The sequence below is a fragment of the Ruegeria halocynthiae genome (assembly GCF_000743705.1).
Classification (GTDB): domain Bacteria; phylum Pseudomonadota; class Alphaproteobacteria; order Rhodobacterales; family Rhodobacteraceae; genus Ruegeria; species Ruegeria halocynthiae_B.
Window position 1 is genome coordinate 145,010 of sequence record NZ_JQEZ01000004.1, and the last position, 14,971, is coordinate 159,980.

At 60.4% G+C, this 14,971-nt stretch carries 11 protein-coding genes and 1 tRNA gene; 8 read left to right on the forward strand and 4 right to left on the reverse strand.

Annotated features, from left to right (window positions below; all coding sequences use genetic code 11):
• Positions 1-963, reverse strand: coding sequence for an NAD(P)H-dependent glycerol-3-phosphate dehydrogenase (locus JT51_RS15690; protein ID WP_037314804.1), 963 nt, complete (start codon positions 961-963; stop codon positions 1-3).
• Positions 960-2,057, reverse strand: coding sequence for a tRNA (adenosine(37)-N6)-threonylcarbamoyltransferase complex transferase subunit TsaD (gene tsaD / locus JT51_RS15695; RefSeq protein WP_037314806.1), 1,098 nt, complete (start codon positions 2,055-2,057; stop codon positions 960-962). The genes JT51_RS15690 and tsaD overlap by 4 nt, the downstream gene beginning before the upstream one ends.
• Before the next feature lie 85 nt (positions 2,058-2,142).
• On the opposite strand from tsaD, the gene JT51_RS15700 reads away from it, so the two are divergent.
• The 6 genes from JT51_RS15700 (at position 2,143) to JT51_RS22280 (ending at position 10,882) form a co-directional block, all read left to right on the forward strand.
• The gene (locus tag JT51_RS15700; RefSeq protein ID WP_235216195.1) at positions 2,143-2,868 is read left to right on the forward strand and encodes a uroporphyrinogen-III synthase; all 726 of its coding nucleotides are present in this window, start codon (positions 2,143-2,145) and stop codon (positions 2,866-2,868) included.
• A 54-nt stretch (positions 2,869-2,922) separates the two neighbouring features.
• A complete protein-coding gene (locus tag JT51_RS21815; RefSeq protein WP_037314809.1) occupies positions 2,923-4,275 on the forward strand; it encodes a COG4223 family protein in 1,353 nt (450 codons plus the stop codon).
• A 10-nt stretch (positions 4,276-4,285) separates the two neighbouring features.
• Positions 4,286-5,794 (forward strand): heme biosynthesis protein HemY, encoded by a 1,509-nt coding sequence (locus JT51_RS15710; protein WP_037314812.1) that lies wholly within the window; start codon positions 4,286-4,288, stop codon positions 5,792-5,794.
• A 422-nt stretch (positions 5,795-6,216) separates the two neighbouring features.
• Positions 6,217-6,669 (forward strand): CoxG family protein, encoded by a 453-nt coding sequence (locus JT51_RS15715; RefSeq protein WP_037314815.1) that lies wholly within the window; start codon positions 6,217-6,219, stop codon positions 6,667-6,669.
• Between the two features lie 55 nt (positions 6,670-6,724).
• Positions 6,725-7,735 carry an AraC family transcriptional regulator gene (locus JT51_RS15720; RefSeq protein ID WP_160175196.1) on the forward strand — a complete coding sequence of 337 codons (1,011 nt, stop codon included), beginning with the start codon at positions 6,725-6,727 and terminating at the stop codon, positions 7,733-7,735.
• A gap of 123 nt (positions 7,736-7,858) precedes the next feature.
• Positions 7,859-10,882, forward strand: a complete 3,024-nt coding sequence (locus tag JT51_RS22280) for a hypothetical protein (RefSeq protein ID WP_051927607.1) — start codon at positions 7,859-7,861, stop codon at positions 10,880-10,882.
• A 329-nt stretch (positions 10,883-11,211) separates the two neighbouring features.
• On the opposite strand, the gene JT51_RS15730 is transcribed toward JT51_RS22280, so the two are convergent.
• Positions 11,212-11,298: transfer RNA gene (locus tag JT51_RS15730), tRNA-Leu, on the reverse strand.
• 200 nt (positions 11,299-11,498) lie between these two features.
• Between JT51_RS15730 and JT51_RS15735 the strand changes: the two genes are divergently transcribed.
• Positions 11,499-12,482, forward strand: coding sequence for a complex I NDUFA9 subunit family protein (locus JT51_RS15735; protein WP_037314823.1), 984 nt, complete (start codon positions 11,499-11,501; stop codon positions 12,480-12,482).
• On the opposite strand, the gene JT51_RS15740 is transcribed toward JT51_RS15735, so the two are convergent.
• Entirely contained in the window at positions 12,483-13,286 is an 804-nt protein-coding gene (locus JT51_RS15740; RefSeq protein WP_037314826.1) for an undecaprenyl-diphosphate phosphatase, read from the reverse strand.
• 230 nt (positions 13,287-13,516) lie between these two features.
• On the opposite strand from JT51_RS15740, the gene JT51_RS15745 reads away from it, so the two are divergent.
• A complete protein-coding gene (locus JT51_RS15745; RefSeq protein WP_037314828.1) occupies positions 13,517-14,950 on the forward strand; it encodes an NAD(P)-dependent oxidoreductase in 1,434 nt (477 codons plus the stop codon).
• Positions 14,951-14,971: the final 21 nt, after the last annotated feature.

Sequence of the window (14,971 nt, forward strand, 5' to 3'; positions counted from 1 at the left end):
TTATTCCTCCTTGAGGGGTCGGTTGAGCAGGGTTTGGATGGCCTGGGTTACACTGTATGCGCCACTGCTGAGGTCCGCCACTGTTGCGCTGATGGGCATGTCCAGCCCTTCGGCGGCGGCGATACCGGACATGGCGCGCGCAGTGGCGACACCTTCGACTGTGGTGCGGGCGTCAAAGGTTTGATTCAGACCCAAAGACAGGCCAAACCGATAGTTTCTGGACAATTCGGACGAGCAGGTCAGCACCAGATCCCCCAATCCAGACAGGCCCATCAGCGTATCGGGACGCGCGCCTCGCATCAGGGCAAAGCGCTGCATCTCGGCAAACCCCCGGGTCATCAGCGCGGCGCGGGCACTGTCGCCCAGCCCCGCACCAATCGCGGCCCCGCAGCCGATGGCCATGACGTTTTTCAGCGCGCCACCCAGTTCCGCGCCGACCACGTCGGTTGTGCGATACAGGCGCAAATTGGCCGTGGTCAGCCTGCGTTGCAGATCCTGACCCAGCGCGTCATCGCCACACGCCAAAGTCAGCGCAGTCGGCAGGCCTCGCGCGATGTCATCGGCAAAGCTGGGTCCAGTCAACAGGGCAGGATGGGCGTCGGGGATCGCCTCGTGGATCACCGACATGGGGCCCAGACCCGAGGTCAGCTCGATGCCCTTGCAACAGGCGACCACGGTTTTTCCACTTAAGACCGGGGCGTGTTGTTGCAGGGCGCTGCGCAATTGCTGCATCGGGACCGAAAGCAACAAAGTGTCGCTTTCGGCGGCCTGCGCAATATCCGATGTCGCCGTGATGTTCGGGGGCAGGGTGACCTGAGGCAGCCGGGGCGCATTTTCGCGGGTTTCTTGTAGTATCTGCGCCTGTTCGGGGTCGCGCGACCACAGGGTCACCGGGCCATTCCCGGCCAGTGAAATTGCCAGCGCCGTGCCGAATGCACCTGATCCCAGTATTGAAACGCTCATGCTTTGGCCCCTTTCTTGCCGCTGCCCAGCATGGCGGGGCTGGTTTGATCCAGCGGCCAGCGGGGCCGGGCGGTCAGGTCCAGACCATCGCGCGCGCCAAGCTGGAACCGCTCCAGTCCGGCATAGGCGATCATCGCAGCATTATCGGTACACAGGTTCAGCGGAGGCGCCGTGAATCGCGCGCCTTTTTCTGCACAAACAGTCTCTAACGCTGCACGTATGGCGGAATTTGCCGCGACACCGCCCGCCACGGCAATAACCGGGTCGACGGGATTTTCTTCCAGATACCGGTCAATCGCGCGGCGCGTTTTCTCGGCCAGCGTGTCGACAATGGCCTGTTGAAATCCGGCACATAGATCGGCGCGGTCCTGACGGGTCAGGCCGCCCTGCTCGGCAATGATCTGATCCCGCATCCGCATCAGCGCGGTCTTGAGCCCCGAGAAAGACAGATCGCAACCGGGTCGGTCCAACAGCGGCCGGGGAAAGCGGAACCGTTTCGGGTTGCCCGACCGCGCCTCGACCTCGACCGAGGGGCCGCCGGGTTGCGGCAGGCCCAACAGGCGGGCGGTTTTGTCGAACGCTTCACCGGGGGCATCGTCGATGGTGCCACCCAATCGGGTGAATTCTTCTGGTCCGTGGGTGATCAGGTACTGACAATGCCCGCCTGAAACCAACAGCATCAGATAGGGGAAGCCGATCCCGTCGGTCAGGCGCGGCGTCAGCGCATGTCCGGCCAGATGGTTGACGCCAATCAGGGGCAGGCCGGTTGCGGCGCTTAGCCCTTTGGCGCACATCACGCCCGACATGACACCACCGATCAGGCCGGGCCCGGCGGTCACGGCGATGGCGTCCATATCGTTCAGGGTCAGGCCCGCGGCCTCCAACGCCTGTACGACGCAGGTATCCAGCTTTTCCGCATGGGCCCGGGCAGCAATTTCGGGCACCACGCCGCCAAAGGCGCTGTGCAATTCGGTCTGGCCATGCACGATGGAAGACAGCACCTGGGCCGCCCCAGTCCCGGTTTGGCGCACAACGGCGGCGGCCGTGTCATCACAGCTGCTTTCCAACCCGAGGACGGTAAGTGTTTGCACCATTGGCCTGATCCGTTACACCGTGATTGCCAAGCGGGGTATCACCCTGCGCGGATGCAAACAATCCCAAGGCCGAAGGCGCCGACTGTTGTATTTGTTGATGACCCGCCCGCGCGCTGCCTCTGAAAGGTTTGTGGCGCAACTGTCGGCCCGCACCAGATCCCGGGTTCAGGTCATCTATTCCCCGATTCTTGAGATCAAGCCGCTGCCTGTGCAGGTCGAGGCCGTTGGAATACAGGGGCTGATCTTTACTTCGGCCAATGCGGTGAACGCCGCCGCGTCGCTTGGGGTCGAACGGGGCCTGCCCGCCTATTGCGTGGGTCCGGCCACGACAGGAACCGCCCGGGCCGCTGGTTGGGATGCCCGGATGGCCGGGGCAACCGCCGAGGAACTGGTGGCCTATCTGTTGAAACACCGGCCCATCAGCCCTTTGCTGCATCTGCGGGGCGAGCACAGCCGCGGAAACGTGGCCGAGCGGCTGACCGAATCGGGGCTGACCGTGCAGGAACAGGTGGTCTATCAGCAGCGCGTCCTGCCCCTGACACCGGAGGCCGCAGCCGCAGCGATCGGAGATGCGCCTGTGATTGCACCGTTGTTTTCGCCCCGAACGGCGCGACAATTTGCCGATATCTGGTCCGGTTCAGCGCCTTTGTGGCTGGCTGCAATCAGCCAGGCAACCGCCGATCCCCTTAATTCCTTGACCTGCGCCCGCCTGAAGATTGCCAGAGAACCAACGCCCAAGAAAATGCGGAAAGCCGTTAAAAAGCTTGTGAAACATGCGATGCGGGTTGAGAGCGGCGAGACCACCGACTAACTTGGGCAGGACTGTTATTCTTGTGTTTTTGGATTCGATAAGGGGAACGTTGCGTTGGCTGGTAAGAAGAAAACCGATCAAAAGCCGGTGGAAGACCCCAAATCGGACGAGGTGATCGACCCGGCCACCGCGCCGGAAGACACAACGCTTGACGCGGCAGAGCCGGTCGAAGAGGCCCTTTCCGAAGCCGAAGCCGAAGCCGAAGCCGAAGCCGAAGCCGAAGCCGAAGCCGAAGCCGAAGCCGAAGCCGAAGCCGAAGCCGAAGCCGAAGCCGAAGCCGAAGCCGAAGCCGAAGCCGAAGCCGAAGCCGAAGCCGAAGCCGAAGCCGAAGCCGAAGCCGAAGCCGAAGCCGAAGCCGAAGCCGAAGCCGAAGCCGAAGCCGAAGCCGAAGCCGAAGCCGAAGCCACCAACGAACGGGCTGAGGAAAAACCCACCGAACCTGTGGAACAAAAGCGCGGTGGTTTTGTACCGGCCCTGATCGGCGGTGCGATCGCGGCGGCGATCGGGTTTGCGGCAGGCAGTGCGGGGGTGTTCAGTTCGGGCCAGTCCGACGCACTTACAACGCTTGAGACAAAGCTGAACGAACAATCCAGCCAAATTGCGGCACTGACGAAATCCCTGTCCGACACGGCGGACCTGAACACAAAGATTTCGGCGCTGACCGATCAGGTTGCGCCGCTCAGTTCGGATTTGGACACGCTGAAATCCAACCTTGCGGGGCTGGCGGGCAAGGTGGATCCTTTGGCCGGCCGTCTGAACGAATTGGAAACCGGTGCGCTGACGCAAGGCGCGTCGCCCGAAACTTCGGCGGCTTTTGAGGCCGAGTTGAAGAAATTGCAGGACTCGCTGGCCGCGCAGCGGGCCGAGGTCGAGAAAATGGTTTCCGACGCGCAGACACTGGAAGCAAAGGCCGCTGCTGACGCGCAGGTGGCGACAAATGCGGCGGTTCTGTCTCAGGTTCATGGGCAATTGGACGCGGGTCAGCCCTACAACGATCTGGTTGACGAATTGACAGCAGGTGGCCTGTCCGTGCCCGAGGCCCTGTCAGCCCCGGCAGAAAACGGTGTTGCGACCTTGGCCGCGTTGCGCGCGTCCTTTGCGCCCGCAGCCCGCTCTGCTTTGGCGGAAGCGCGCGACGCAGACAAGGGCACGGGTCTGGTTGCATTTCTGCAACGTCAGACCGGCGCGCGGTCGGTGACACCGCAAGAGGGTGACAATCCCGACGCGATCTTGTCGCGGGCACAGGCGGCTCTGTCAGAGGGCGACGTTGCCTCGGCGCTGAGTGAACTCAAATCCCTGCCCGATGCGGCGCAGGCTGCACTGGCCGATTGGGAACAGGCGGCGCAGACGCGTGTGGCTGCCGTTGAGGCCGCGAATGCGCTTCAATCCAGCATAAACTCGAACTGAAGGACCTGCCATGCTGTGGTCATTGTTTAAGATCCTTGTTTTTGTAGCGATTATCGGCCTGCTGGCCATGGGTGCCATGTTCCTGATGGAAACCAGCGGTGGCGTGCAGATCACCGCCGGGGGCACGGAATTCACTTTGGGGCCACTGCAATCGGTCATCGCGCTGGGCGTGCTGGTCGTTGCGATCTGGGTGTTCTTCAAACTGCTGACCCTGCTTATCGCCACATTGAAATTCCTCAACGGTGATGAAACCGCCCTGTCGCGATACTTTGACCGCAGCCGGGAACAGCGCGGCTATCAGGCGCTGGCCGACGGGATCATGGCGCTGGCCTCGGGCGAGGGGCGCGTGGCCATGAGCAAGGCCACCAAGGCCGAAAAGCTGCTGAACAAGCCGGAACTGACCAACCTGTTGGTGGCCCAGGCAGCCGAGATGAATGGCGACACGAAAAAGGCCTCGGACACCTATAAGAAGCTGGTCACCAACAATGCCACCCGTTTTGTCGGCGTACGCGGCATCATGAAACAGAAGCTGTCCGAAGGGGATGACGAAACCGCCCGCAAGCTGGCCGAAAAGGCGTTGGCGATCAAACCGCGCCATCAGGAAACGCAGGACATTCTGCTGGGTCTGCAGACCAAATCGCAGGATTGGGCCGGGGCGCGATCCACCCTGACCGCCAAGTTGAAGGCGGGTCATCTGCCGCGCGATGTGTTCAAGCGTCGCGACGCGGTTCTGGCCCTGTCCGAGGCCAAAGAGATTCTGGACGACAGCGCCAGTGTCGAACAGCAAGAACACGCGATTGAGGCCAACCGCCTGTCACCCGATCTGGTGCCCGCTGCCGCGATGGCCGCGCGGGCCTATATCGAAAAGGGCAAGCCGCGCCCTGCCACCAAGATCCTGAAAAAAGCGTGGGAGGTGCAGCCCCACCCTGATCTGGCCCACGCCTTTGCCGAGATTGCGCCAGATGAAACACCGCATGAGCGGATCAAACGATTCACCGCACTGACCCGCATTCACCCGGAAAACATGGAAACCCGCCTGATTCTGGCCGAACTGAACATCGTGGCCGAGGATTTCCCCGAAGCCCGCCGTGCGCTGGGCGATGTGGTGGAAAAACAGGCCGATGCGCGCGCTTATACCCTGATGGCGGCGATTGAGCGGGGCGAGGGTGCCTCGGACGCGGTGGTGCAGGGCTGGCTGGCCCGGGCACTGAACGCGCCCCGCGGGCCGCAGTGGGTTTGCGACAACTGCCATGACATTCAACCGGAATGGGCCCCAGTCTGTCAGAACTGCCACAGCTTTGACACGCTCAGCTGGCAGACCCCGCAAACGCCCGAGATAGCCACCGCAACCGGCGTCCACATGCTGCCGCTGATCGTCGGCGCGCTGGAGGATAACGCAGAACCCGAAGTTGTGCCTGAAGTGGATGAGGTTGAGGACACGCCCGAGGCGGATGTCATCGAGGTAGAGGTCGAGCCCGTCCGGCCCGATGTCGAACCCGCAGTCGAAAAGCAGGTCTAGCGCGGGTTTTACCCAACGGATGCCATGGGTCATTTTGGGCAACCCGTGCCATGGCGATTGTGAAGGGATCGCCCGCGCGCAGCGGAACGCCCGGCAATGTCCGGCGTTGGCCCAGCCCGTTGAATTGAAGCCAACAGGTTGAGTCTTCTGGATTACAGAAAACGACCCTCCAAAACCCGGCTCCTGACATTGCCTCGCAAACCGACCCCGCCCATTTTTCCATGGTAGTCAGCCGCAGCAAAGCTGATACGCTGGCTGCGGACTTTGCCATGCAGGGGTTGGATCACACGCCGGGAGAGTGCAGTGGCAAAGTTCGGGAGTATCAGGGGGGAGCCTTGTGACGCATATTCAGCTAGCCGCTGCGGCGGTGGAAACCGCGAGTCTGGCCTGATCCCGGAAGGTATTGAACAAAGGAAACGTGAATGGAACTGAGCGACGAAATCCGCATCGCGGCACCCTTGGACGTGGTGTATCAGGCCCTGAACAACCCTGAAATCTTGCAGGAATGTATTCCGGGTTGCGAAGACCTGACCCAGACATCCCCCGAAATATTTGCGGCGAAGGTTGTTCTGAAGATCGGGCCGGTCAAGGCGCGGTTTACTGGCGAAGTCACGCTGGACACAAGCGGCGCGCCCGCTGGCATGACCCTGACCGGCGAAGGCAAAGGCGGGGCGGCCGGTTTTGCCAAAGGCGGCGCCGATGTGACCCTGACCGAAGATGGGGCCGAAACGGTTCTGGCCTATACCGCCAATGTGGATGTCGGCGGCAAGATTGCCCAATTGGGCAGTCGTCTGATTGCGGGCACGGCCAAAAAGCTGTCGGGGACGTTCTTTACCCGATTTGGTGAGATCGTTTCGGATCAACCGGTGTCCTGACGGCAAAGGTAGCAACAGTTTGCGACACAACCCACGACTCGAACCTGTGGATCAGGTGCCCAATCACTGGATTCGGTCAATCTGCGCCCTGCCCAGACTGTCCGGACATGTCACCGACGCGCTGGCCGCCGCGGGTCTGACACCCGCTGCATTACAGGACATCGGAGCGCCGGTTCCACGCGGGTCCGAGGCAGCAATTCTGCAATTTCTCTCAGCCCGTTTGAATGACCCCTTTGTGGGGGCAGGGATCGGGTTGGAGGTAAATTCGCGCAACTCGGCCATGCTGACATATATTCTGTTCAACTCGCACACGCTGCGGGATGCGCTTTATCATGTGCAGCGCTTTGCCCCTGTCACCCGCCCACGCGCGACGATCGGGATTCGCACAGCTGCTGATCATGTTGATTTCATCCTTGATGGGATCGGGCCGAATTTGCTGCTCGACACTCATTTGGTCGAATTCTCGCTGGGTGCCTTGCTGGGCGCATTTCGCACCGCGACGGGCACAGCGCATCTGGCCACACAGATCGGGCTTGCCACCCCACGCCGCCACGGTCAGCGGAACCTGGCAACCCTGTTTGGTTGCCCCGTGGTATTGGGCGCGCAGGAAAACTATCTGCGGTTTCCGGCCGCATCGCTGGACACGCCAATTCGCGACGCGGACTTGCAGCTGTTGGGTCACCTGACCAGCTATGGCGAGATCTTGCTAAGCCGCGCACGGCCCGCCCCGGTTACTTTGTCCGAGGCGATTGAGCGCCATTTGCTGCATGGGATGGCGGCGGGCCGCCCCAAATTGTCCGATGCCGCCGTTGAACTGGGCCTGTCCGAACGCACGCTGAACCGCCGATTGCAGGAAGAAGGCACAAGCTTTCGGGCCTTGGCGACACGCGCACAACTTAAGCTTGCGAACGCATTTCTAAGCGATCCGCATCTGTCACTGGCTGAAACCGCGCATCTGTGCGGATTTTCCGATCAAAGCAGCTTTACCCAAGCTTACCGAAGATGGACAGGCCGCACCCCCAACGCAGACAGGAAATCGCTGATAAAAGGGGAAAAGTTGCGGTAACCCGCTTATGGCAGAGTTTCTAAAAGAATTGGCGGACCCGCAACGTGAATTCCATGCTTTAGTTGATACCTACACGTCCACCACACGTGGAAGAATCAATCTAAAGATGAAGGCACACTCACAATGTCCAAGGGCACGTTCACCGATTTCCTCTCGGCGCTGCTGGCGTTCGAATCCGGCTGGGACCGGGATAGATATGAAAATGGCATCATCACCGATGCCCAGCTTGACACCTGGTCGCGCGGCCAGGTCACGGATTTCTTTCCCGATTACACCAGTTGGGGCGATCTGACCGACGGCGAGTGGGAATCGATGGCCTATCGGTCGATGAACTCGCTGGGGTTTGTCGGGTTTCAGTTCGGCGAGGCCCTGCTGATTGATTTGGGCTATTACGATGACGATGTCTTTTATGGCAACGGCGCTGCGACCAACACATGGGACGGGGCCTGGACGGGTAAGAACGGTGTCAGCTCTCTTGAGGAGTTCACGACCAAAGAGGCCCAGACCGTCGCCATTCAAGAAGCGTTTGGCCTGAACCTTCAGATCATCGAAAACGGTCTGGAAAACGCGGGCAAAAGCCTGGATGACTTTCTGGGTCAGACCACCAGTTATACCGACAGCGATGGTTCGACCGTCACGGTTGAACTGACGCTGACCGGCATACTGGCCGCCGCCCACCTGCGCGGGGCTTTCGGCACGCTGAACCTGCTGCTGAACGGTGCTGTGTCCACCGACGAATACGGCACCTCGATCCTGCGTTATGTGGATCAGTTCGGCGGCTTCGACAGCCCGTCGGTCGACGCGATGATTGCGTTTTTCGAAGACCGCAAGACCGGAGACGAAGGGCTGGGCACCCCTGATGGTGACCCCGTAGGTGATCCCGATACCGGCGGTCCTGTGGACGGCGGATCCGCCAATGTGGACAAGGACAATGCCGATGTGGTTGTGACATGGTCGTATGGGTCAGACACCCGTGTCACCGATTTCGATCCGGCCACCGGCACGATATTTGTCGATTGGATTTCGGCGGCTGAGCTTGAGGTGACCGAACAGGATGGATCGGTTGTCTTTTCGGTGCCGTCCAACAATCAGACGCTGACGCTGGTTGGGGTGACGCTGGCTGATCTGACGGCTGGGAACTTTACCATTCTCGATAATACCGCCGCGCAGGAAATCCTGGGCCTGATCGGTCAAGGCGCACCGGCCCCAGATCCGACGCCTGATCCCGACCCCACACCTGATCCTGATCCGGAACCCACACCCGATCCTGACCCCGAACCCGAACCCGAACCGACGCCCGACCCGGAACCTGAACCCGCACCGGCGCCGGATGGTGCGTTCGACAACCCTGCGATCACCAAGGAAAACGCCGATGTGGTCGTGACATGGGCCTATGGAACCAATGTGGTTCTGACCCATTTCGATCCGGCCAGCGATACGATCTTTATCGACTGGATCGGTGCTGATGCGCTTGAAATCACCGAAACAGATGGTTCCGTCGTCATCTCTGTGCCGTCAAATAACCAGGCGGTCACACTGCAGGGGGTAACGCTGGATATGCTGCAGCCCGGCCTGATCCACGCGCTGGACGCAACCGCACAGGCCGAGCTTGCCACGTTGATCACGTCCGACAGCGGCGATGGGCACGGTGGCAGCGGCGACGGGCATGGCGGCGCTGGCGATGGTGATGGCGACGGGCATGGCGGTCATACGCATATGCACGTCACGATCGGCTATGACAGCCCGGCCCGCGTGATCGACGGGTTCCGGCCGGATATGGGTGATGTGATCGAGATCGCCACAGACGTCACCGCCAGCAACTTCGAAATTTTCGAGGAATCCGGCGATGCGCTTGGCACCACGGTGCGGATCAGCGTGACCCGGGACGGCGTCACCACCCAGACCGTTTTGACGGGCGTCAGCCTGCAAGACCTGACGGTTGCCAACTTCTCGGTCGACAATCAGGCCGTTCTGAACGAAATCGCCAGCGTTCTGGGGCAGGATATCTCGGCCCCCGCTACCGGTGGCTATACACTGATTGATGACACCGACGGGTCAAACCCGCCCGAGGTGACAGGCACCACCGAAGATGGCGGTCGCATCTTTCGGGCGGACAGCAACGCTGATGACATCACCGGGTTCGACCCGGCCCGCGATCAGCTGGATTTCGGCGGTACCTCGGTTCACGGCATGATCGTGACGAAATCGCCCACCGGTGAGATCGTGATTGACAGCCCCTGGTCGGATGCCGCGCAGATCGTGCAGGGCGTCGGCTTTCAGGATGTCGACATCGACACCTTCGGCGTGGTCGGGAATGAACACCTCCGGCAGGATTTGGGCGGCGTGGTTTCCTGGGAACAAGGCGTCGGTCCGCGCGCGGCCGACACGGTCTATATCCGCAGTCACGAGTATGGCCGGTCCGAGGTGATCAACGATTTCGACCCTGAAACCATGAAGATCAGCTTTCTTTACTTCGGCACCCGCGAGCGGCTGTCGGTCGAGGACACGGATGCGGGTCTGGTGATTTCGACCCTGCCTTCTGGTCAAAGCTTTACCTTCACCGGTGTCACCAAGGCGGATCTGGTGCCGGGCCGGGTCGAGTTCCATTTCGATCAGGTGATGGAGGACAATCTTGAAACGCCATTCGGCTTTGATCAGGACGATGTCACGCTGGTCGACCGCACCGTCTTGCTGACGCCTGCCGCGCCGGATGGGGCCACCACAGACGGGCATCAGACCCGCACCGGGGATATGACGGGCGGCTCACAGGACCCGGACGATGGGTCGGTCGATCCTGCGCCTGCCGATCCTGCGCCGGACGGGGCCGTGGTGCTGGGCGATGGGGTCGATACGGTTGATATCGACTGGAGCTGGGGCGCGCAGACCCGGATCGAAGGGTTCGACCCCGCCAATGACAACTTCGATTTCAACGCGCTTGGCGGCGATCAGGTCGATATCCGTGAGGTGGACGGCAACCTTGAGATCGAGGTGCTGGGCAATGGCGGCAATATCTCGACCCTGGTTGGAATTCAGGCCGAGAACCTGACCGCGGCCAATCTGACCGCAGATGCCAACAATCCGATCCTGGACGACACCGGATTGCTGTTCGCCCAACTGACCGATCTTGGTTTCGACCCCCTGGCGTAACGGCAAGGGTCGGGGCGGTGCGCTGATTTCAACCGAAATCACCACCGCCCCGCCCATTATGATACGCCCGGTAGCCTTCCGATCCTGCTGGTCAGAGGAAGACGAGCGGCTTCTTTTCATGTGTTGAATGTCGCAGGCAGAGTGGAATCCCGCGCTGGATGATCAAGCAAACCAGCTCCACGGAAAGAACACGGTTAAACCGGTCAGAGCATTCCAGCGCCGCAGTTTCAGACAGCAAACGACCTGATCTAACACGGTAGCTTAACAGCGAGAGTTGAACGGAAATCCCACAGTGTAACACCTTAACAAATAAAGAATTACAGGGGATTTGGTGCCCAGGAGAGGACTCGAACCTCCACGTCCTTACGGACACTAGCACCTGAAGCTAGCGCGTCTACCAATTCCGCCACCTGGGCAGGTGTCGTGGAGCGGCGTTTAAGCCTACTGGCCGAGGGCGTCAACCAGATTCGAGAAGTTTTTGGAAAGTTTTTTGACCCTCACCCAAAAGCGTCCGGTTCCGGCTGGTTTTTTCCCGGATGCGCGGCGTTATTGCGCCTTGTTTGCCGAGGATTTGGGCGGTAGATCGGGACAAGACCCACGTAGCAGGAGCCCACTCATGTCCAAACTGGTCACGATTTATGGCGGATCGGGATTTGTCGGTCGGTACATCGCGCGGCGCATGGCCAGCGAAGGGTGGCGTGTGCGGGTTGCAGTTCGACGCCCCAACGAAGCGATGTTCGTTAAACCCTATGGTGTCGTGGGGCAGGTTGAGCCCATTTTGTGCAACATCCGCGATGACGACTCGGTCGCTTTTGCGATGCGTGGGGCCGATGCGGTGGTGAACTGCGTTGGCGTTCTGAACGAACTGGGCAAGAACGCATTTGATACCGTTCACGCCGAAGGGGCCGAGCGGATCGCGCGGCTGGCGGCTGATCAGGGGATTGCGCGGATGGTGCATATCTCGGCAATCGGGGCTGATGCCGGGTCTGACAGCGAATATTCGCGAACCAAAGCACAGGGCGAGGCTGGTGTATTGGCGCATATGCCGAACGCAGTGATCTTGCGGCCTTCGGTCGTTTTCGGGACCGAGGACCAGTTCTTTAACCGCTTTGCCGGGATGACCCGGATGGGACCGTTTCTGCCGTTGGCGGGTGCTGGCACCAAGTTTCAGCCGGTTTTCGTCGACGATGTCGCCAAAGCCGCCGTGCAGGGTGCGCAGGGCCAGGCCGAGGCCGGTATCTATGAACTGGGCGGACCCGAGGTGAAATCCTTCCGCGCGTTGATGCAGCAGATGCTGGATGTGATCTATCGCCGCCGCGTGATCATCGGGATGCCGTTCTGGGTGGCCCGCATCATGGCCAGCGTTTTGGACATCCTGAAATTCGCCAGCTTTCAACTGTTCCCGAACCACATCCTGACGCGCGATCAGCTGAAAAACCTGCGTCGTGACAATGTGGTGTCCGATGGGGCCAAAGGATTTGCCGATCTGGGAATCGAGCCGGCTGCGCTTGAATCGATCCTGCCCGACTATTTGTGGAAGTTCCGCCCCTCGGGCCAGTATGACGACATCCAGAATTCGGCCAAAAACCTGCGGATGTGATCAGCTGTAGGCGATCACCAGCAGGGCGACACCCAAGATCACGCGATAGATGACATAGGGTGTAAAGCTGATACTGCGCAGCAGGCGCATCATCATGGTCAGGGCCAGTAGGGCCGAGAAAAAGGCAAAGACGGCGGCAATCGCGCCGTCTATGGCCAGTTGGGCATCAGCCTCGCGAATGACCTCTGCCGACAGCAATACGCCCGAGGCCAGGATTGTTGGAATCGACATCAGCATGGCGATCCGTGCGCCATCTTCCCGGGTATATCCCAGTTGCCGCGCACCGGTGATCGTGATGCCGGACCGTGATGTCCCCGGGATCAGCGCCAGAACCTGCCATAACCCCATGATAAATGCGTCCCGAAGACCCCAGTTGTCCGCCTTTTTGGACTGTGGGCCTTTCTGATCCATCCAATACAGCAGCAGGCCAAACCCCAGCATCGTCCATCCGATCACAGTGATGGACCGCAAGGATTGGCTGAGGCCGGTTTTGAACAGGATGGCCCCGACGATGACAGTTGGGATTGTGGCGACGATCAACCCCAGAGCCAACCGCGCCTGCGGGGTATCCGTTCGCCCGGTCACAGCACGCGGCAGCCCGGCGATGGCTTGTTTCACGTCCGTCCAGAAATACAGAATGACCGCGCCCAGGGTGCCGACATGGACGGCCACGTCGATGGCAAGCCCCTGATCATCCATGTTCGTCAGATGCGGCAGCAGGATCAAATGACCCGACGACGAGATTGGCAAGAATTCGGTTATTCCCTGAATAATTGCCACAAGAATCAACTGAAAAAGACCCATCTGCCCCGCCGTGTTGTCGTCACGTGTTGTTTGGTTTCAATGGGTATAAGTGTGGTGCTGAAAAGAAAAGCGCGCATATAAGTCCGAATCGGACATAAAAATCTAAATATTTTCCAGCAATTTGTCTGGCGCGAGCGAAAATCTCTGTTTTAGGTCAATAAGGTTGACTTTTCATCCGAAGTGCCATCTCTTAAACAGGTTCGACCAAGCCAATTCATGGAGTCTGACCCGTGGCCAAGCAACCGATGCTGAAATTTGTCCAGATCGACCGTGTCATGCCGGAAAAGCGTGCCGCCGATGACCGCAAGGAAGACTTTGACGAAATCTATGCCGAATACGCTGCCGAAAAGGCTGCCGAGCAGGCCAGCCGCTGCAGCCAGTGTGGCGTGCCCTATTGTCAGTCCCATTGTCCGTTGCACAACAATATCCCCGACTGGCTGAACCTGACAGCAACGGGGCGTCTGGAAGAGGCGTATCAGACCAGCCAGGCCACCAATACCTTCCCGGAAATTTGTGGCCGCATCTGCCCGCAGGACCGCCTGTGCGAAGGCAATTGTGTGATCGAACAATCCGGCCACGGCACTGTCACTATCGGTACGATCGAGAAATACATCACCGATACCGCCTGGGAAAAAGGCTGGGTCAAACCCACTCAGCCGGGGGCCGAGCGCGGTGAAAGCGTCGGCATTATCGGCGGTGGCCCCGGTGGGTTGGCCGCGGCGGACATGCTGCGCCGCGCCGGTATTCAGGTCACCGTCTATGACCGCCATGACCGCGCGGGCGGGTTGTTGATGTATGGCATTCCGGGCTTCAAGCTGGAAAAGGACATCGTGCAACGCCGTAATGACCTGTTGGCTGATGGCGGGGTTGAATTTGTTCTGAACTGCGACGTGGATGCGGCCAAGTTCGAAGAGATCCGCGCCAAACATGACGCTGTGATCATTGCGACTGGCGTTTACAAATCCCGCGACCTGTCCATGCCGGGCAGCGGTCTGGCGGGGATCGAAAAAGCCATCGACTTCCTGACCGTTTCGAACCGCAAGAGCTTTGGTGACAGGGTCGAGGATTTCGACAATGGTCGTCTGAATGCCGAAGGCAAAAAGGTTGTCGTGATCGGTGGCGGTGACACTGCGATGGATTGCGTGCGCACCTCGATCCGTCAGGGCGCGACCTCGGTCAAATGTCTGTATCGCCGCGACCGGGCCAACATGCCGGGCTCGCAGCGCGAAACCCAGAACGCCGAAGAAGAAGGCGTCATTTTCGAATGGCTCAGCGCGCCCAAAGGGTTCACCGGCGACGATAAGGTTGCGGGCGTGATGGTGCAGAAGATGCGTTTGGGTCAGCCCGATGCGTCCGGCCGTCAGGCGCCCGAAGTGATCGAAGGCGCGGATTATGTCGAAGACGCCGATCTGGTCATCAAGGCGCTGGGGTTTGAGCCCGAAGACCTGCCGACCCTGTTCGGTCAGCCCGACCTGCCGGTAACCCGCTGGGGCACCGTCAAGGCCGCCTTTCAGACCGGCGAGACCGAGATGGACGGTGTCTACGCCATCGGTGATATCGTGCGCGGCGCGTCCCTTGTCGTCTGGGCGATCCGTGACGGGCGTGATTGCGCGGATGCGATCCTCGACCGGTTCAACACCAAGGCCGCTGTGGCGGCTGAATAACCCAACCGCCCAGCGACAGGA